Genomic DNA, 17,023 nt, shown 5'->3' with positions numbered 1-17,023 from the left:
GCGTTTCACCGCGCCGCCGCGGGGGAGGTCACTGCCATGATGATCAGGCTGCGTGGCGGGGGCCGCGGGGCCGGGGCAGGCAATACGTGTCGGGTGGAGATATGCAACGCGGTGGTGGACCGGGCGAGGGTACGGACGGCCTCGACCCGCAGCGCGCCCGCGAAGCCCGTGAAGCCCGCCGTCGCGGCAAGCACCGGCGGCGAGCCGCCGAGGCCGCGGACCCCGTACCGGACATCACGGACATCACGCGCTCGTCGAGCGGTCGGCCCGACGGCGGCGAGGCCGCCGACGCACCCGAGGACGACCTCCCCAGGGGTCGCGGCATGGGCGTGACCTACAAGTACTTCGGCGCCCCGGACGGGGCGACGGCCGCGCGCGTGCCCCAGACGATGCGCCCGGAGGAGCTCGGCGGCGACGAGCTCGGCATGGGCGGCATGTTCACCAAGATCAAGCCGGAGACGGTGGCCGCGATGGTCCTGACCGGCATCGAGGGCATACCCCTGCACAAGGTGCCCCCGCTGGAGCTCGTCGTCCTGCACCCCGACTACGCGGTGGTCAAGCTCCCCATGACGGTCGTCGACCCGCTGCGCGGGGTCGGCGAGGAGTCCGTCGGCGCGGCGGCCTTCATCTGGTCGACGGTCCCCGACCGGGGCGGCCCGCGCGACGCGTTCAACGTCTACCAGCTCCTGCACGAGTGGCAGGACTTCTCCCACCGCCTCCACGAGGCCGGCCACCAGCCCTACTGCCTGGTCTGGCCCTGACCCACGCCCGACGGACCGCCCCCGACGCCGGGGCGGATCGGCCGGGCCCGCGGGACGGGGTCCCGGCCGGCCGCCGTCCGCGGGCCCGCCGCGGGGGTCGTGATCGCGGGGGTCGTGATCGCGGGGGGTCGTAATTCGGCCGCGCCCGCCCGGGATCCGGTGGCATGCTGGCCCCGTGAACGGTCCCGGCATTCAGCTCACCCTCGCCCCCGAACTGCGCCTCTTCGCCCCGCCCAGCCGGCGCGCGGACCGCGTACCGACCGCCACCGACGGCGCCTCCAGCCTCGGCCACGTCGTCGAGTCGGCGGGCGTCCCGCTGACCGAGGTCGGCCGGCTCCTCGTCGACGGCCGGGAGGTGCCGTTCTCCTACGTGCCCCTGGCCGGCCAGTCCGTCGAGGTGCTCGGCGTGGACCGCCCCCAGCGCGTGCCGGGGGCCCCGCTGCGCTTCCTCCTCGACGTCCACCTCGGCACCCTCGCCCGCCGGCTGCGCCTGCTCGGCGTCGACGCCGCCTACGACAACGAGGACCCGGGCGACCCCGCCCTCGCCACCCGCTCCGCCGCCGAGGACCGCGTCCTGCTCTCGCGCGACCGCGGACTGCTGCGCCGGCGCGAGATCTTCGCCGGCGCCTACGTCTACAGCGACAACCCCGACGAGCAACTGCGCGACGTCCTGGGCCGCTTCGCCCCCGCGCTCGCCCCCTGGACCCGCTGCACCGCCTGCAACGGGGCCCTGCGCGAGGCCGACAAGGACTCCGTCGGGGACCGGCTGGAGCATGGCACGCAGCGCTCGTACGACGTCTTCGCGCAGTGCGTCGCCTGCGAGCGCGTCTACTGGCGCGGCGCCCACCACGCCCGCCTGGAGCGCATCGTCGAGGAGGCGGTGGCCGAGTTCGGCGACGCGGCGGCGCGCGAGTCGGACCGGGAGTCGGCCTAGGCCTGGGCCCCGGGGACGGCTTCGGCGTCCGGCGTCGGCGCGACCGTCCCGGACGTCGAGTAGAGGATCTCGCGCGCCTGTTCCGCGGAGCGGGTGATGCTCTCGGCGACGAAGTCGAGGAAGCGGGCGACGTTCTCCAGGCGGACGGCGGCCGGGGTGCCGGCGCCGAGGACCTGGGCGCCCTGCCGTGAGATCTCGACCTGCTGCACGAGGGAGCGGGCGCTGGCCAGCATCGACTGGTACCAGAGGTCCTCGTCGATGACGTAGCGCTCGCGGCGGCGTTCGTCGCGCTCCCTGCGCACGAGGGACTGGCTCTCCAGGAACGCGATCGACTTGGAGACGGACGCCGGGCTGACCTGGAGGCGCCGGACCAGTTCGGACGCGGTCATGCTGCCGGAGTCGGTGGTGAGCAGGCAGACCATCACCCGCGACATCATCTTGGACAGGCCCGAGCCCATCATGACGGTGGTGTAGAGCTCCTCGTACTCCGCCACCGCCTCGGGATCGCGCCCGTGCGGCAGCACGACCGGCTCCGCCCCGGGGGTGGTGCCGGGCTTGCGGCGGTGGGCGCGCCGCTCGGTGGCGCGGTGGGCGAGGTCCGCGCGGTAGCCGGCGGGGCCGCCGTTGCGCATCACCTCGCGCGTGATCGTAGAGGTCGGACGCTCCAGGCGCCGGGCGATCTCGGCGTAGGGCAGGTCGTCGGCCAGCCCCAGCGCGATCTGCTGACGGTCCTTCTGGGTGAGCCTGCCGCCGGGCATCGCGCCCTCCTTCACATGTCGTCCGATGCCGCGAGCATAGCGTTCACGCTCACTCCATTGCAACATTTGACACTTTCGAGTTGCGTTCCTCGCAGAACCATCGCAACGATAATTGGCACTTCACCTGCAATTACTGCTTTTCAGCGCAACAAGCATGTTGCCGAGATCATGAACGCAACGTAGCTTTTCGTTCATCGGAAACAGCGAGCCGCAAGGAGAGCGCCATGCAGACCTTCCCCACCCCCACCCCGATCACCACCGCCCTGGACATCCCCGCCGGCCGCGTCCAGATCATCGCCGCCGACCGCGCCGACACCACGGTCGAGGTCCGGCCCACCAACCCCTCCAAGGGCCGCGACGTCAAGGCCGCCGAGCAGACCTCGGTCGAGTTCGCCGACGGGGTCCTGCGGATCGCGGTGCCGGCGAAGAACCAGTACCTCGGCCCCTCCGGATCCGTCGAGGTCACCGTCCGAGTGCCCGCCGGCTCCCGCGTCGAGGGCAAGGCGGCCAGCACCGAGTTCCGGGCCGTCGGCCGGCTCGGCGACATCGCCTTCGAGGGCGCCTACCGACAGATCAAGATCGACGAGGCCGCGAGCGTCGACCTCACCGCCGTCGACGGCACCGTCGAGGTCGGCCGCCTGACCGGCCCCGCCCGGATCGCCACCACCCGGGGCGACATCCGCGTCGCCGAGGCCGGGCGCGGCACGGTCGTGCTGAACACGCAGCAGGGCGACATCTCGATCACCGCCGCCGCCGGGGTCTCGGCCTCGCTGGACGCCGGCACCGCCTACGGCCGCGTCGCCAACCACCTGCGCAACGACGGCGCCGCCGAGCTCGACGTCCACGCGACCACCTCCTACGGCGACATCACCGCCCGCAGCCTCTGACCGCCGGCCCCCGGACCCCGGACCCCGGACCCCGGACCCGCCCCGCCCCGCCCCGCAGCCTCCAGAAGGAGCACCTCCCATGACCAGCCCGTCCATCGCCATCGCGGCACGCGGACTGCGCAAGTCCTACGGCGACAAGGTCGTGCTCGACGGCGTCGACCTGAGCGTGCCGACCGGCACCGTCTTCGCCCTCCTCGGCCCCAACGGCGCCGGCAAGACCACCGCCGTCAAGATCCTCTCCACCCTGATCCGCCCCGACGCCGGCGAGGTCCGCGTCGCCGGCCACGACCTCGCCGAGGACCCCCGCGCCGTACGCGCCGCGATCGGCGTGACCGGCCAGTTCTCCGCGGTCGACGGACTGATCACCGGCGAGGAGAACATGCTCCTCATGGCGGACCTGCACCACCTGCCCCGGCGCGAGGGACGCCGGATCACCGCCGAACTCCTGGAACGCTTCGACCTGGTGGAGGCCGCGAAGAAGCCCGCCGCCGGCTACTCCGGCGGGATGAGGCGCCGCCTCGACATCGCCATGACCCTGGTCGGCGACCCGCGCGTCATCTTCCTCGACGAGCCGACCACCGGCCTGGACCCGCGCTCCCGTCACAACATGTGGCAGATCATCCGCGAGCTCGTCTCCGGCGGCGTCACCGTCTTCCTCACCACCCAGTACCTGGAGGAGGCCGACCAGCTCGCGGACCGCATCGCCGTGCTCCACGGCGGCACCATCGCCGCCGAGGGCACCGCCGAGGAACTGAAGCGACTGGTCCCCGGAGGCCACGTACGACTGCGCTTCACCGACCCCGCCGCCCACCGCGCCGCCGGCGCCGCCCTGCCCGGGGCCACCCGCGACGACGAGGCGCTGACGCTCCAGGTCCCCAGCGACGGCAGCCAGCGCCACCTGCGCTCCGTACTCGACCGGCTGGACTCCGTCGGCGTCGAGGCCGACGAACTGACCGTGCACACCCCCGACCTCGACGACGTGTTCTTCGCCCTGACCGGCTCCCCCGCGACCACCCCGACCGCCCAGCCGAAGGAGGCTGTCCGATGAGTGCCCTCTCCCTCGCCGTCCGCGACTCGTCCACGATGCTGCGCCGCAACCTGCTGCACGCCCGCCGCTACCCCTCGCTGACCCTGAACCTGCTGCTCACCCCGGTCATGCTGCTGCTCCTGTTCGTCTACGTCTTCGGCGGGACGATGAGCGCGGGCATCTCCGGCGGCAGCGGCGGCCGCTCCGCCTACGTCGCCTACGTGGTCCCCGGCATCCTGCTGATGACCATCGGCTCCACCGTCATCGGAGCCGCGGTGTCCGTCGCCACCGACATGTCCGAGGGGATCATCGCCCGCTTCCGCACCATGGCCATCCACCGCGGATCCGTGCTCATCGGACACGTCGTCGGCAGCGTCATGCAGTCCGTCGCCAGCGTGGTCCTCGTCGGCGCCGTCGCCGTCGCCATCGGCTTCCGCTCCACGGACGCCACCGCCCTGGAGTGGCTCGCCGCGTTCGGCCTGCTGGTCCTCTTCGCCCTCGCCCTGACCTGGATCGCGGTCGGGATGGGCATGGTCAGCCCGAACGCCGAGGCCGCGAGCAACAGCGCCATGCCGCTGATCCTGCTGCCGCTGGTCTCCAGCGCCTTCACCCCGATCACGGCGATGCCGGGCTGGTTCCAGCCGTTCGCGAAGTACCAGCCCTTCACCCCCGCCATCGAGACCCTGCGCGGGCTCCTGCTCGGCACCGAGATCGGCCACAACGGGTGGCTCGCCCTCGGCTGGTGCCTGGTCCTCGCCGCCCTCGGCTACCGCTGGTCGACGGCCTCGTTCAACCGCGACCCGAAGTAGCCGCCGTGCGCCCGCGGGCCGCTCCCGCACCCCGTCCCACCCGGGGCGGCGTCCCCCGACACCACGTCGCGGACGCCGCCCCGTCGGCGTGTCCGGCCCGGCTCGCACCTGCGGACCGGCTCAGAAGGCGTACGCGTCCCCGGTGTCCAGCGCCAGCACCAGGTGGTCGTTGTCGGCCAGGTCGCGGTCGGTCGCCCCGCCGTTCCACCAGGTGTCGATCCGCACCAGCACCTCCGCCGGCCGCTCCGCCAGCGCCAGCGCCAACCCGATGTGCCGGCCCCGCCCGTGCAGCGGCAGCGGGCCCGTCTCGCACACCACCTCCCGCGCCCCCGCCCGCGCGCACCCGTCGGCCAGCTCCTGCCGGTCCGCCAGGTCGGCGGACAGCCTCACCCGCACGGTCGCGTTGGCCAACGCCGCCGGCCCCTCGTTCTCCGGGACCATCCACACCCGCAGCCGCCCCTGGGACAGGGTCACCCGCCCGTGGTAGGCGACGTCGGCCTCCGGCCCCGCGCCCCGGCCGGACCCGGCGGCCCACGCGCCGCCCGGGGCCCACGCCCCCGGGCCCGCCTGGGCGGCGCAGGCCAGCGCCAGCAACCCCGCCACCACCACACCGCGTACGGCGCCACGGCGCACCGCCACCGCCACCACCTCCTGCTCGTGACCCTCGTGTCCTCGTGTCCTCGCGCGGACGCTAGGCCACCCGCCCCTCCCTCCGGTCGGACCATCACACGAACGAGGGCGAGCCCACCCCCATTCGCCTGCGTACGCTGCCCCCATGCAGATCGCCCGCTCCGCAGCCCTCTTCGCCCTCGCCGCACTCCTGGAGATCGGCGGCGCCTGGCTCGTGTGGCAGGGCGTTCGCGAACACAAGGGCTGGGCCTGGATCGGCGCCGGCGTCATCGCCCTCGGCCTCTACGGCTTCGTCGCCACCCTCCAGCCCGACGGCGACTTCGCCCGCGTCCTCGCGGCCTACGGCGGCGTCTTCGTCGCCGGCTCCCTCCTGTGGGGCGCGGTCGCCGACGGCTACCGCCCCGACCGCTGGGACGTCCTGGGCGCCCTCGTCTGCCTCGCCGGGATGGCCGTGATCATGTACGCGCCGCGCCGCTGACCCCGCCTATGCTGGCCGGGAATCGCCCGTACGAACGAACCACCGCGCGGCGCGACCCGTACGCCACCCCGTACGCCCGAACCGCGACACGACCGCACGAGGAGCCCCGCCCATGAGCACGCGCCCGGCCACCCGAACCGCCGTAGTCACCGGCGCGAGCAGCGGAATCGGCGCGGCCACCGCCCGGCAGCTCGCCGCCGCCGGCTACCGCGTCGTCCTCACCGCCCGCCGCAAGGACCGCATCGAGGCCCTCGCCGCCGAGCTGACGGACGCCGGACACCAGGCCGTCGCCCACGCCCTCGACGTCACCGACCGCGCCGCCGTCGACGCCCTCGCCGCCTCCCTCGACCGCTGCGACGTCCTCGTCAACAACGCCGGCGGAGCCATCGGCGCCGAGCCCGTCGCCACCGGCGACCCGGCCGACTGGCGCACGATGTACGAGGTCAACGTCATCGGCACCCTCCACGTCACCCAGGCGCTCCTGCCCGCCCTCACCGCCTCCGGCGACGGCACCGTGGTCGTGCTCTCCTCCACCGCCGGCCACTCCACCTACGAAGGCGGCGCCGGCTACGTCGCCGCCAAGAACGGCGCCCGCGTCCTCGCCGAAACCCTCCGCCTGGAGATCGTCGGACAGCCGGTCCGCGTCATCGAGATCGCCCCCGGCATGGTCAAGACCGAGGAGTTCGCCACCACCCGCTTCCGCGGCGACACCGAGAAGGCCGCCAAGGTCTACGCGGGCGTGGCCGAACCCCTCTCCGCCGACGACGTGGCCGACACCATCACCTGGGCGGTGACCCGCCCCAGCCACGTCAACATCGACCTCCTGGTGGTCCGCCCCCGCGCCCAGGCCTCGAACACCAAGGTCCACCGCGACCTCTGAACCACACGAAGCGGGGGGGGCCGGATGCCACACGCACGGTTAAGCGCAACCACACGTCCGCGCACACGTCGGCGGGGCGCGGCGGCGAGGAACACCCTCCTCGCCGCGCTCCTCACCGCCGCGGCCTGCCTCGGCGCGCTCACCTCGGCCTCCGTCATGCCCTCCGGGTCGGACGGGCCGGACGGCGACCCGGACGCGCCCGCCCTGCGGCTCTGGCACCCCCGCACGACGTTCTTCGTCACCGCCGGAACCCCCTTCGAAACCCACCTGCGGGCCCCGCGCCGCCGGGCCCTGCACGGCCTCGTCGCCACGTACGAGCTCACCGCCCTCACCGGCCCGGTCCGCGTCCACGACCTCGCCCCCGGCTGCGCCGCCTCCCCGGGCCGGGTGCGCTGCGCCCTGCCGGCCGGCGGCCCCGACCGCGACGTCCTGCCCTTCGCCCTGACCCCGCTCACCCCCGCGGTCGGCGACGCCGGCACGATCACCGCCCGCTTCACCGCCCCCGGGTACGCCCCCGTCACCCACGCCGCGCGCGTGCACCTCGGCCGCCCGCAGTTCCGGCTCCGGATCCACCGCGCCGCGCGGCTCCCCGCCGCCGAGGCCGCCACCCCGCCCCCGATCACCCCGGCGTTCGTCGCCGGCGGCCCGCCGGCCCCCGGCCCGGTGCTGCTGCGCCTGACCCTCTCCGACCCGTCGGGCGACGGCGACCCGGCCGACGGCCCGCGCCTCGCGACCACCCACACCAACTGCGCCTACTCCCCCGACCGCCGCGAGGCCGCCTGCACCCTGCCCGGCCCCCCGATCCCCGGACGGGCCTACGAGACCGACGCGCCGCTGCGCGCCGCGCCCGGCGCCCGCGACACCGCCCGGGGCGCGTACGCGTACGAGGTCACCCCCCTGGACACCGCCGCGGACACCGCCTCGGACGCGGACGCGCGGACGGAACCCGGCTGGACCCGGGGCACCGGCGCCCCCCTCGGCCTGAGGACCGTCGACGCCGACACCCTCGACCGCGACCGCGGCTACGGCGAACCCGGCCGCATGCCCTTCGCCCCGGCCGCCTCGCCGGACACCGGAGCCTTCCTGGCCACCCCGCTGACCCTGCGGGGCCGGGTCGGCCAGTACGTCACGATCCCGCTCGCGTACGCGACGAACGTCCGGGTCGACCTGCCCGAAGGCGTCTCCTTCCAGCCGCCCGGGATCGGCTCCCACCCCTCCGAGGAGACGTACTGCGGCGTCCGGAGCTCACCCCCGACCCGCACCGGCTTCTGCGGTGGCGACCGGGCCTACCTCACGGTGCGCATCGACCGCCGGGTCGAGGGCGCGGTCGGTCGGGTCCGGGCCCCGGCCGCCGGGCGGTCGGCGGCGCTGGAGCTCGTCCACACCGGCATCGCCCGCACGCCCGACGACGTCCTGGAGGCCCGCACCACGCCCCCGGCCCCCCGGACCGGACCGGCCACCTGGGCCGCCCTCGCGGCCCTGCCCACCGCCGGCGCCCTCGTCGTCGCCCTGCACGCCCGCCGACACCGCAGCGCCGCACTCCGCGCCGCGCGGCGCCCGGTGCGGCGTGCCCCGACGCCCTAGGCCCTGTCGTCAAACTCCCGCCTGCCCTACGGGCGACGACGGGAGTTTGACGACAGGCCCTAGGAGACGTACCCGGCCGCCTTCAGGTGCGGCATCAGCGCCGCCGGCTTCAGCCCTGCGGCCTTCGCCGCGTCCAGGGCCCGCTGGAGGTCGGCCGCGAGCGTCGGCGTGAAGTGCAGCAGCACGATGTCGCCCGCCTTCAGCTGCGGGGTGGGCGGCGTCTGCCCCCAGGTGGTGAAGTCGTACGTCCAGGTGATCAGCGCCTTCACCCCGCAGGCCTTCGCCGCGAGCCGCACGTCGTCGTTGACGGCCCCGTACGGCGGCCTCAGCAGCTTCGGCGTCTTCCCGAAGGTCTCCGCCAGCCGCTCCCCGGCCCCGCACACCTCGGCGTCCTTGCCGGCGGCGTCGAGGGTGGTGAGGTCGGGGTGGTTCACGGTGTGGTTCTCGAAGGTGACGCGGCCCTGCTCGGCGAGGTCGGTGAAGTAGCCGGTGTCGTACGAGGTCGCGCCGGGCAGCAGGAACAGCGAGGCCGGCACCCGCTTCTCCCGCAGGATCCGGGCGGCCTCCGGATCGTGGTTCCAGCCGTCGTCGATGGTGATGAAGACGACCTTCTCCTGGGTCGGCACGTGCGACACGACGGGGGGCAACCCCACCCCCGCCTGCGCGGACCCGGCGGCCCCGAGGGCGAGCGACAACGACGCGAGCGCGGCGACGACCACGCGAGATCTCCACATGCCGCACACCCTGGTCCAGACCAACCCCTCCGTCAACCCCCGCCCAACCAGCGGAAGTTGCCCATTCCGCACCCGCCCGGGCCCGTACGGGTGAATCCGCGCGGTTTGTCGACGGCCACGGATACGCTCCGGAAGCGTGAGCCGCGAAGAGGAGGAAGCTATGGCCGCGATGCAACACGAGACCACGATCGCGGAGGCCGCCGATCGACTCTCCAGGGAGCTTCCGGGACACCGAGTGGAGATTCTCCAGGGGAGGCTCACCGTGACACCACCCGCCGACGGGCGACACGCCCGCACCCTGACCCGGCTCACCGTCGCCTTCCACGAGGCCGGCGCCGAGAAGGCGGGACTGGAGTTCCTCCAGGGGATCGGCATCTGGCTCCCGACCGGCGACGACGACTACGCCGTCCCGGACTTCTCGCTCGTCGAGGCGGACTTCCTGGACCACAGGGTCGCGAAGAACTGCTACCGACCGGACGTCTTCCGGATGATCCTGGAGATCACCTCCTCGAACTGGGCGGACGACACCGGCCCGAAGGTGGAGGGCTATGCCAGGGCCGGCGTCCCGGTCTACGTCGTCGCCGACCGCCACCACGACGAGGTCGTGATGTACGCGGACCCGCGCGCGGCGGGCTACCGGCAGCGCCGGGCCTTCAAGCGCGGCACCTCGCTGACGCTCCCCGACCACCTCGGGGTGTCCCTCGAACTGTCCGTGGACACACTGCTCGACTGACGCCCGGGAAACGGAGGAGCCCGGACCGGGTACCGGTCCGGGCTCCTCCATCCCCCCGACAACCGCGCCCGAGGGCGCGGGTCAGCCCTTGACGCAGATGACCTGCTTGAGCTTGGCCACCACCTCGACCAGGTCGGTCTGCTGCTCGATGACCTGGTCGATCGACTTGTACGCGCCGGGGATCTCGTCCACGACTCCCGAGTCCTTGCGGCACTCCACGCCCCGCGTCTGCTCCTCCAGGTCGCGCGCCGAGAACCGCTTCTTCGCCGCCGTACGGCTCATCTTGCGGCCCGCGCCGTGCGAAGCGGAGTTGAAGGACCGCTCGTTGCCGAGCCCCTTCACGATGTACGAGCCCGTCCCCATCGAGCCGGGGATGATCCCGTACTCGCCGCTGCCCGCGCGGATGGCGCCCTTACGCGTGACCAGCAGGTCCATGCCGTCGTAGCGCTCTTCCGCCACGTAGTTGTGGTGACAGCTGATCTCCTGCTCGAAGGAGACCTTCGCCTTGCGGAACTCCTTGCGCACGACCTCCTTGAAGAGGCCCATCATCGCCGCGCGGTTGAACCTGGCGTACTCCTGGGCCCAGAAGAGGTCGTTGCGGTACGCCTCCATCTCCGGGGTCGCCGCGAGGAAGACGGCCAGGTCGCGGTCGACCAGGTTCTGGTTGTGCGCGAGTCCGCGTGCCACGCCGATGTGGTGCGCGGCCAGCTCGTTGCCGATGCCCCGGGACCCGGAGTGCAGCATCAGCCAGACCGAACCTGACTCATCAAGACAGAACTCGACGAAATGATTTCCGGATCCGAGCGTTCCGATTTGCTTCATGGCGCGTTCGTGACGGAACTTGACCGCGTCCGCGAGGTGGTCGAACCGCCCCCACAGGTCCGCGTACCCCGCCTCCGAAAACCCGTACAGCCGCGCCGGGTCCAGCGGCTCCCGGTGCATCCCCGCACCCACCGGAATCGCCTGCTCGATCCGCGAGCGCAGCTTCGACAGGTCCCCCGGGAGGTCGTTGGCCGTCAGGGAGGTCTTCACCGCCGACATGCCGCAGCCGATGTCCACGCCGACCGCCGCCGGGCAGACCGCGTCCTTCATGGCGATGACCGAGCCGACGGTGGCGCCCTTGCCGTAGTGGACGTCCGGCATCACGGCCAGGCCCTTGATCCAGGGCAGGCCGGCCGTGTTCTGGAGCTGGCGCATCGCGCTGTCCTCGACCGACGCGGGATCGGTCCACATCCGGATCGGGACCTTCGCCCCGGGTACCTCTACATACGACATAAGGAGTCAATCCCCCGAAAACCAAAGAAAAGTCTGATTACGCAAAAGCCTCGCTCATCGCCCCAAAGCAGACAGGGAACCGGCGCCGGCACCAGCGCGTGCGATAGACATTGTGTCCATCCGTGCCCAAGTCGCGGCAACGGATTTTCCCGAGGGAACCAAGGGAGCCAAGGCGTGCCAGTGGACGTGGAGCGGCGCAGGGCGGTACGACACAGGGTGCTGCCCGGCGTCGCGATGCTCACCGCGCTCGTGGCCGGAGCGACCGGCCTCACCGGGTGCACCGACGGCGGCGGCATCGGGGGCACCGGCGACGCCAAGGGCGGCGCGAGCACCGCCACCCCCGCCCAACCGGGCAAGTACCGCAGCCTGCCGCAGCCCTGCAAGGCCGCCGACGGCAAGCGGCTGCGCGCCATGCTCCCGGCCGCGGACTCCCTGACCACCGAGGAGCGCGACAAGCTCTACGCGGGCACCGCGGACGCCTCCTTCGACGGCGACCGCAAGGTGGGCTGCCGGTGGAACGCGCAGGGCCCCGAGGGCACCCTGCTGCTGTCCGTCCAGTTCGAGCGGGTCGTCTCCTACGACCGCGCCGCGATGAGCGACGACGACAAGGCCCGCCAGGTCTACGTCAGCCGCCTGACGGCCGCCCACCTGCCCTCCCCCGGGCCGACGACGAGCCCCGGCGCGCCCGCGTCCTCCACCGCGCCGGCCCCGGGCGCCCCGCCCGCCACCGGCACACCCGCACCGCAGGCCTCCCCGGCCGCCTCCTCCGCGCCCCCCGCGTCGCCCCCGCCGGCCGACCCGTCAGGAGCCCCGTCCGGAGCCCCCTCGGGCGCGCCCTCCGCCCCCGCGTCGGGCTCCCCGTCCACCTCCCCCACCGCCCCGCCCGAGCTCGGCTCCCGCGTCCTGGAGGGGCTCGGGAACGAGGCCTTCCTCGACGACAAGCTGAGCGCGGCGGGCGCCACCGCCGCGCAGGCGCGCACGGTGCGGATCGTGTTCCGTACCGCGAACGTCATCGTCACCGTCGAGTACAGCGTCCAGCCCACCGCCGCGGGAACGGTCCCGCCGAGCGCGGAAACGCAGGACGGGGCACTGGAGTTGGCGGAGGCCCTCGCCGAGCGTTTCAACGAGTAGCGGGCCCGCCGGCGGGTGCCGTGGGGGCCGATCGTGACGGCGCGCACAGCAGGCCGCCACCCGATCGGGCTACCGTTGCTCGGGTCCCGCGCCCGAAACGCGCCCCGCAAGAAGACCCCAACCGTCTGAAGGAACCATGCAGCGATCTGCCTCGCGCCTCACCCGCGTCCTCGCCTGTGCGGCCGTCCCGGTGATCCTCACCGTCGCCGGCTGCTCGTCCGATTCGGGGAAGGGCTCGGGCTCGGACTCCGCCAAGAAGTCCGGGTCCTCCTCTTCTTCCTCCCAGCCCAGCTCGAAGCCCTCGGCCGCGCTGGAGAAGGTGGCGTTCGCGAAGCTGCCCGACCCCTGCAAGGCGGTCGCGTCGAAGACCATCGACTCGCTCGTCCCGGAGGCGAAGGAGAAGAACGGCACGGCGGCCAAGTCGAACGACCTCGCCAACCGCGCCAGCTGCTCCTGGAACGGCCTCGACACCGACGGTGCGAAGGGTTCGCAGTACCGCTGGCTGTCCGTCTCGCTGGTCCGCTACGACTCGCACGCCTCGCTCGGCAGCGGCAACAAGCGGGCCGAGGACCAGTACAACAAGCAGGTCGAGACCGCGAAGACCGCCGAGGGCGCGCAGAACGTCAAGGCCGAGCAGGCCGGCGGCATAGGCGACCAGGCCACCTCGGTGACCTTCGGCGTCAAGAAGGACGTGGACTTCGCCAACACCACGATCGTGGCCCGCACCCAGAACGTCGTGATCACGGTGGACTACAACGGTGCCGCCTACGAGGGCGCCGGCGCCCCGGACGCGGCCAAGCTGCTCCAGGACGCGATCGCCGCGACGAAGGAGGCCGTGACCTCCGTCGGCAGCGCCGCCGACCAGCCCGACGGGGCCCCCTCGGGCTCCGCCGCCCCGTCCGGCTCCGCCTCGGCCTCGTCCTCCGCCTCGCCGCAGCAGTAACACCCTTGGGGGGCCTACGGGAAGAGCGGCTTCCGGTCACCCGTACGCTGTGCCTGCCATAGCTCGACAAGGGGAGGGGACCGCGGGTGGCCGCGATGCAGCTGACTCGTACGCACCGGATACTCATCGGCGTCGTGGTCGCCGGTGCCGTGGTCATCGCGGGCATCGGCTTCGCCGGTTCGTATGCCGCGGTACGGGCGTTGGCCCTGCAGAAAGGCTTCGGCAGTTTCTCGCTGGTGTTCCCGATCGGTATCGACGCGGGCATCTGCGTACTGCTGGCGCTGGACCTGCTGCTGACGTGGATCCGGATCCCCTTCCCGCTGCTGCGCCAGACGGCGTGGCTGCTGACGGCGGCGACGATCGCGTTCAACGGCGCCGCCGCCTGGCCGGATCCGCTCGGTGTCGGCATGCACGCCGTGATCCCGGTCCTGTTCGTGGTCACGGTGGAGGCGGCGCGGCACGCCGTGGGCCGGATCGCGGACATCACCGCGGACCGGCACATGGAGGGGGTGCGGATCACCCGTTGGATCCTCTCCCCCGTGCCGACGTTCAAGCTGTGGCGGCGGATGAAGCTGTGGGAGCTGCGCTCCTACGAGCAGGCCGTCGTCATGGAGCAGGACCGGCTGATCTACCAGGCGCGGCTCCAGGCCCGCTACGGGCGGGCCTGGCGGCGCAAGGCGCCGGTGGAGGCGTTGATGCCGCTGCGGCTGGCCCGGATCGGTGTGCCGCTCGCGCAGACGGCTCCCGAGGGGCTGGCGGCGGCGGGCATCGACCCGGTCCTGCTGCCGCCGGTGCGCAAGGCTCCCGCCGCGACGGCCGCCGCGACGGCGGCCGTGGCCCTGCCGGCCGCCGAGGCGCCGGACACGACGGACGCCGCCCACGCCGCGGACGCCCCGGTCTCCCCGGTCACGCCGCGGGCCGACGACGGGGCCCCCGACCCACGGCCGCAGCCCCTGCCGGCCCAGGTCCGGATCCCGGCCCAGGCCCAGGCCCAGGCTCCGGCCCAGGTCCCCGCTCCGGTCGCCCCCGCCCCGGCTCCCGCCCCGGCCCCCGCTCCCGGCGTCCACGCCCCCGCGCCGTTCGCCGTGGACCCCACGGCCATGCCCGCGGCCCACGACAGCGCCTGGTTCGCGGGTCCGCTGGACCCGAAGGCGGCGTACGAGGGCGGGTACCACCCGGAGCCGGTCGAGGAGGGCCCCGCCCCGCGGCCGACCCCGGACGCGGACCGGCCGCAGGGGGCCGAGGACGTCGACTCGATCGACGACGCCCGGTTCACCGAGGCGGCGTACGAGGTGTTCCGTACGTACATCGAGGAGAACGGCAAGGTCCCGAGCCCCGAGCAGGTCGACATATACCTCTCGGACCGTCACGGCATCGCGCACCCGCGCAGCTTCTCGACCATCACCCGGCTGATGCCGGACCTGAAGCAGCGCTACCAGCGCGACCTGGAGAACGAGCACATCGCCTAGCCGCCGGCGCCACACGCGCGGAAGGGCCCGCACCCCCCGAGGGGTGCGGGCCCTTCCTCACGTCACCGGCGGCTACGCGGCCAGCAGCTTGCGGACGCGGTCCGCGCCGACGGCCAGCAGCAGCGTGGGCAGGCGCGGGCCGGTCTCCCGGGTCACCAGGAGGCGGTAGAGCAGGGCGAAGAACTCGCGCTGCGCGACCTTCAGCTCCGGCGTCGGCTTGGCGTCGGGCTCCAGGCCCGCCATCACCTTCGGCACGCCGTAGACGAGGGTGGTGAGCCCGTCGAGCGACCAGTGGGAGTCCAGGCCCTCCAGGAGCAGCCGCAGCGACTCGCGGCCGTTGTCGTCGAGGGAGGACAGCAGCTCCGTGTCGGCCTCCTCGCGGACGAGGGTGCGCTGGTCGGCCGGGACCTGGCTGGTGATCCAGTTCTCGGCGCGGTCCAGGCGCGGGCGGACCTCGTCGAGGGAGGTCAGCGGGCTCTGCGGGTCCAGGTCGCTGAGGATGCGCAGCGTCTGCTCGTCGTGCCCGGCGGTGATGTCGACGACCGACGCGAGCGTGCGGTACGGCATCGGCCGCGGGGTGCGGGGCAGTTCGTGGGAGGCGACGCGGACGGCGCGGGTGTGCGCGGCGGCGTCGGCCGGCAGCACGGAGCCGTCGGCGACCTTGGCCTCCAGCTTGTCCCACTCGTCGTAGAGCCGCTGGATCTCCTGGTCGAAGGCGATCTTGAACGACTGGTTGGGGCGGCGGCGCGCGTACAGCCAGCGCAGCAGCTGCGGCTCCATGATCTTCAGGGCGTCGGCCGGGGTCGGCACGCCGCCCTTGGAGGAGGACATCTTGGCCATGCCGCTGATGCCGACGAAGGCGTACATCGGGCCGATGGGCTGTTCGGCGCCGAAGAGGTGCACGATCTGGCCGCCGACCTGGAAGGACGAGCCCGGGGAGGAGTGGTCGACGCCGGAGGGCTCGAAGATCACGCCCTCGTAGGCCCAGCGCATGGGCCAGTCGACCTTCCAGACGAGCTTGCCGCGGTTGAACTCGGACAGCTTGACCGTCTCGGTGTACTCGTCCTCGGTGCAGACGTAGGTCAGCTCGGTGGTCTCGTCGTTGTACGAGGTCACCTTGGTGAAGTCCTTGTTGCACTCCGCGCAGTACGGCTTGTACGGGAAGTACTCCGCGCCCTCGGCGCTGCCGTCGTCCTCGCTCGCCGCGCCGGAGCCTTCGGCGGCTTCCAGCTCGGCCTCGTCGGCCGGCTTCTGCTGGGGCTTCTTGCCGGGCTTCTGCTTGGTGCGGTACTGGGCGAGGACGGCGTCGATGTCGCCGCGGTGCTTCATCGCGTGCAGGATCTGCTCGCGGTAGGCGCCGGCCAGGTACTGCTCGGTCTGGCTGATCGGGTCGTACTCGACGCCGAGCTCGGCGAGCGCCTCGACCATGGCGGCCTTGAAGTGCTCGGCCCAGTTCGGGTACGCGGAGCCCTCGGGGGCGGGTACGGCGGTCAGCGGGCGGCCGATGTGCTGCGCGTGGGACTCCTCGCTGACGCCGGGGATGCCCTTGGGCACCTTGCGGTAGCGGTCGTAGTCGTCCCAGGAGATCACGTGCCGGACCTCGAAGCCCCGGCGGCGGATCTCGTCCGCGACCAGGTGCGGGGTCATGACCTCGCGGAGGTTGCCCAGGTGGATGGGGCCGGAGGGCGAGAGTCCGGACGCGACGACGACAGGTTTGCCGGGTGCTCGGCGCTCCGCCTCAGCGATGACCTCGTCCGCGAAACGGGAGACCCAGTCGGTCTCGGTGCTGCTCTGAGCCACGACACGTCCTTCTATCTCGAAATGCTGGCTGTCCGCCATTCTCCCAGACGGAAGCGGGCCCTCGGAGGTTGCCCGCGCGCACCGGACGGCCGTGTGCCGGCCGCCGTCGGGCGGCCGTAAATCCCGGAATGTGGACAGGCCCCCCATGGGATACTCGACACTCACCAACCGACTCACAGGAACGGCAGCT

At 73.1% G+C, this 17,023-nt stretch carries 17 protein-coding genes and 1 pseudogene; 12 read left to right on the top strand and 6 right to left on the bottom strand.

What is annotated here, in order from left to right; translation table 11 throughout:
- Window positions 1-101: 101 nt before the first annotated feature.
- The gene (locus AB0D01_RS32240) at window positions 102-761 is read left to right on the top strand and encodes a hypothetical protein (RefSeq protein ID WP_363061496.1); all 660 of its coding nucleotides are present in this window, start codon (window positions 102-104) and stop codon (window positions 759-761) included.
- Between the two features lie 175 nt (window positions 762-936).
- Entirely contained in the window at window positions 937-1,695 is a 759-nt protein-coding gene (locus tag AB0D01_RS32235; RefSeq protein ID WP_363061494.1) for a Mut7-C RNAse domain-containing protein, read from the top strand.
- Here AB0D01_RS32235 and AB0D01_RS32230 read toward each other — a convergent pair.
- Both AB0D01_RS32230 and AB0D01_RS32225 read right to left on the bottom strand, forming a co-directional pair.
- The gene (locus tag AB0D01_RS32230) at window positions 1,692-2,084 is read right to left on the bottom strand and encodes a MarR family transcriptional regulator (protein WP_363061604.1); all 393 of its coding nucleotides are present in this window, start codon (window positions 2,082-2,084) and stop codon (window positions 1,692-1,694) included. The genes AB0D01_RS32235 and AB0D01_RS32230 overlap by 4 nt on opposite strands.
- A gap of 162 nt (window positions 2,085-2,246) precedes the next feature.
- Window positions 2,247-2,453, bottom strand: a pseudogene (locus tag AB0D01_RS32225) (helix-turn-helix domain-containing protein); the annotation flags it as partial.
- A 224-nt stretch (window positions 2,454-2,677) separates the two neighbouring features.
- Here AB0D01_RS32225 and AB0D01_RS32220 point away from each other — a divergent pair.
- From AB0D01_RS32220 to AB0D01_RS32210, 3 genes are all read left to right on the top strand, one after another.
- A complete protein-coding gene (locus AB0D01_RS32220; RefSeq protein ID WP_363061492.1) occupies window positions 2,678-3,340 on the top strand; it encodes a DUF4097 family beta strand repeat-containing protein in 663 nt (220 codons plus the stop codon).
- Between the two features lie 79 nt (window positions 3,341-3,419).
- Entirely contained in the window at window positions 3,420-4,388 is a 969-nt protein-coding gene (locus tag AB0D01_RS32215; protein ID WP_363061491.1) for an ATP-binding cassette domain-containing protein, read from the top strand.
- Window positions 4,385-5,176 carry an ABC transporter permease gene (locus AB0D01_RS32210; RefSeq protein WP_363061489.1) on the top strand — a complete coding sequence of 264 codons (792 nt, stop codon included), beginning with the start codon at window positions 4,385-4,387 and terminating at the stop codon, window positions 5,174-5,176. The genes AB0D01_RS32215 and AB0D01_RS32210 overlap by 4 nt, the downstream gene beginning before the upstream one ends.
- Window positions 5,177-5,296: 120 nt before the next feature.
- Here the strand turns inward: AB0D01_RS32210 and AB0D01_RS32205 are convergent, their stop codons facing one another.
- Window positions 5,297-5,815 carry a hypothetical protein gene (locus tag AB0D01_RS32205; protein ID WP_363061487.1) on the bottom strand — a complete coding sequence of 173 codons (519 nt, stop codon included), beginning with the start codon at window positions 5,813-5,815 and terminating at the stop codon, window positions 5,297-5,299.
- 136 nt (window positions 5,816-5,951) lie between these two features.
- On the opposite strand from AB0D01_RS32205, the gene AB0D01_RS32200 reads away from it, so the two are divergent.
- From AB0D01_RS32200 to AB0D01_RS32190, 3 genes are all read left to right on the top strand, one after another.
- Window positions 5,952-6,284 carry a YnfA family protein gene (locus AB0D01_RS32200; protein WP_363061485.1) on the top strand — a complete coding sequence of 111 codons (333 nt, stop codon included), beginning with the start codon at window positions 5,952-5,954 and terminating at the stop codon, window positions 6,282-6,284.
- A gap of 112 nt (window positions 6,285-6,396) precedes the next feature.
- Entirely contained in the window at window positions 6,397-7,164 is a 768-nt protein-coding gene (locus AB0D01_RS32195; RefSeq protein ID WP_363061483.1) for an SDR family oxidoreductase, read from the top strand.
- Between the two features lie 156 nt (window positions 7,165-7,320).
- Window positions 7,321-8,748, top strand: coding sequence for a hypothetical protein (locus AB0D01_RS32190; RefSeq protein WP_363061481.1), 1,428 nt, complete (start codon window positions 7,321-7,323; stop codon window positions 8,746-8,748).
- Between the two features lie 59 nt (window positions 8,749-8,807).
- On the opposite strand, the gene AB0D01_RS32185 is transcribed toward AB0D01_RS32190, so the two are convergent.
- Window positions 8,808-9,482 (bottom strand): polysaccharide deacetylase family protein, encoded by a 675-nt coding sequence (locus tag AB0D01_RS32185; RefSeq protein WP_363061479.1) that lies wholly within the window; start codon window positions 9,480-9,482, stop codon window positions 8,808-8,810.
- Window positions 9,483-9,642: 160 nt separating this feature from the next.
- Between AB0D01_RS32185 and AB0D01_RS32180 the strand changes: the two genes are divergently transcribed.
- On the top strand, window positions 9,643-10,215 hold the full coding sequence (locus AB0D01_RS32180) for a Uma2 family endonuclease (RefSeq protein ID WP_363061477.1): 573 nt from the start codon (window positions 9,643-9,645) through the stop codon (window positions 10,213-10,215).
- An 81-nt stretch (window positions 10,216-10,296) separates the two neighbouring features.
- Here AB0D01_RS32180 and AB0D01_RS32175 read toward each other — a convergent pair whose 3' ends face one another.
- Window positions 10,297-11,490, bottom strand: coding sequence for an RtcB family protein (locus tag AB0D01_RS32175; RefSeq protein ID WP_363061475.1), 1,194 nt, complete (start codon window positions 11,488-11,490; stop codon window positions 10,297-10,299).
- A 174-nt stretch (window positions 11,491-11,664) separates the two neighbouring features.
- Between AB0D01_RS32175 and AB0D01_RS32170 the strand changes: the two genes are divergently transcribed.
- The 3 genes from AB0D01_RS32170 (at window position 11,665) to AB0D01_RS32160 (ending at window position 15,033) form a co-directional block, all read left to right on the top strand.
- Window positions 11,665-12,621, top strand: coding sequence for a DUF3558 domain-containing protein (locus AB0D01_RS32170; RefSeq protein ID WP_363061473.1), 957 nt, complete (start codon window positions 11,665-11,667; stop codon window positions 12,619-12,621).
- 136 nt (window positions 12,622-12,757) lie between these two features.
- Window positions 12,758-13,564, top strand: a complete 807-nt coding sequence (locus AB0D01_RS32165) for a DUF3558 family protein (protein WP_363061471.1) — start codon at window positions 12,758-12,760, stop codon at window positions 13,562-13,564.
- Between the two features lie 95 nt (window positions 13,565-13,659).
- Window positions 13,660-15,033 (top strand): DUF2637 domain-containing protein, encoded by a 1,374-nt coding sequence (locus AB0D01_RS32160; RefSeq protein WP_363061469.1) that lies wholly within the window; start codon window positions 13,660-13,662, stop codon window positions 15,031-15,033.
- A gap of 72 nt (window positions 15,034-15,105) precedes the next feature.
- Here AB0D01_RS32160 and lysS read toward each other — a convergent pair whose 3' ends face one another.
- Window positions 15,106-16,872, bottom strand: a complete 1,767-nt coding sequence (lysS, locus tag AB0D01_RS32155; protein ID WP_363061467.1) for a lysine--tRNA ligase — start codon at window positions 16,870-16,872, stop codon at window positions 15,106-15,108.
- Window positions 16,873-17,023 lie beyond the last annotated feature (151 nt).

Source organism: Streptomyces sp. NPDC048606, from assembly GCF_040650855.1.
In the GTDB taxonomy this organism is placed as follows: Bacteria; Actinomycetota; Actinomycetes; order Streptomycetales; family Streptomycetaceae; genus Streptomyces.
This window is presented reverse-complemented; position numbering and strand designations above follow the sequence as displayed.

Coding starts and splice junctions, on each gene's coding strand:
- AB0D01_RS32190 (WP_363061481.1), top strand. CDS start 7,321: ATGCCCTCCGGGTCGGACGGGCCGGACGGCGACCCGGACGCGCCCGCC.
- AB0D01_RS32200 (WP_363061485.1), top strand. CDS start 5,952: ATGCAGATCGCCCGCTCCGCAGCCCTCTTCGCCCTCGCCGCACTCCTG.
- AB0D01_RS32230 (WP_363061604.1), bottom strand. CDS start 2,084: ATGACCGCGTCCGAACTGGTCCGGCGCCTCCAGGTCAGCCCGGCGTCC.
- AB0D01_RS32215 (WP_363061491.1), top strand. CDS start 3,420: ATGACCAGCCCGTCCATCGCCATCGCGGCACGCGGACTGCGCAAGTCC.
- AB0D01_RS32210 (WP_363061489.1), top strand. CDS start 4,385: ATGAGTGCCCTCTCCCTCGCCGTCCGCGACTCGTCCACGATGCTGCGC.
- AB0D01_RS32220 (WP_363061492.1), top strand. CDS start 2,678: ATGCAGACCTTCCCCACCCCCACCCCGATCACCACCGCCCTGGACATC.
- AB0D01_RS32195 (WP_363061483.1), top strand. CDS start 6,397: ATGAGCACGCGCCCGGCCACCCGAACCGCCGTAGTCACCGGCGCGAGC.
- AB0D01_RS32240 (WP_363061496.1), top strand. CDS start 102: ATGCAACGCGGTGGTGGACCGGGCGAGGGTACGGACGGCCTCGACCCG.
- AB0D01_RS32165 (WP_363061471.1), top strand. CDS start 12,758: ATGCAGCGATCTGCCTCGCGCCTCACCCGCGTCCTCGCCTGTGCGGCC.
- AB0D01_RS32185 (WP_363061479.1), bottom strand. CDS start 9,482: ATGTGGAGATCTCGCGTGGTCGTCGCCGCGCTCGCGTCGTTGTCGCTC.
- AB0D01_RS32175 (WP_363061475.1), bottom strand. CDS start 11,490: ATGTCGTATGTAGAGGTACCCGGGGCGAAGGTCCCGATCCGGATGTGG.
- lysS (WP_363061467.1), bottom strand. CDS start 16,872: ATGGCGGACAGCCAGCATTTCGAGATAGAAGGACGTGTCGTGGCTCAG.
- AB0D01_RS32160 (WP_363061469.1), top strand. CDS start 13,660: ATGCAGCTGACTCGTACGCACCGGATACTCATCGGCGTCGTGGTCGCC.
- AB0D01_RS32180 (WP_363061477.1), top strand. CDS start 9,643: ATGGCCGCGATGCAACACGAGACCACGATCGCGGAGGCCGCCGATCGA.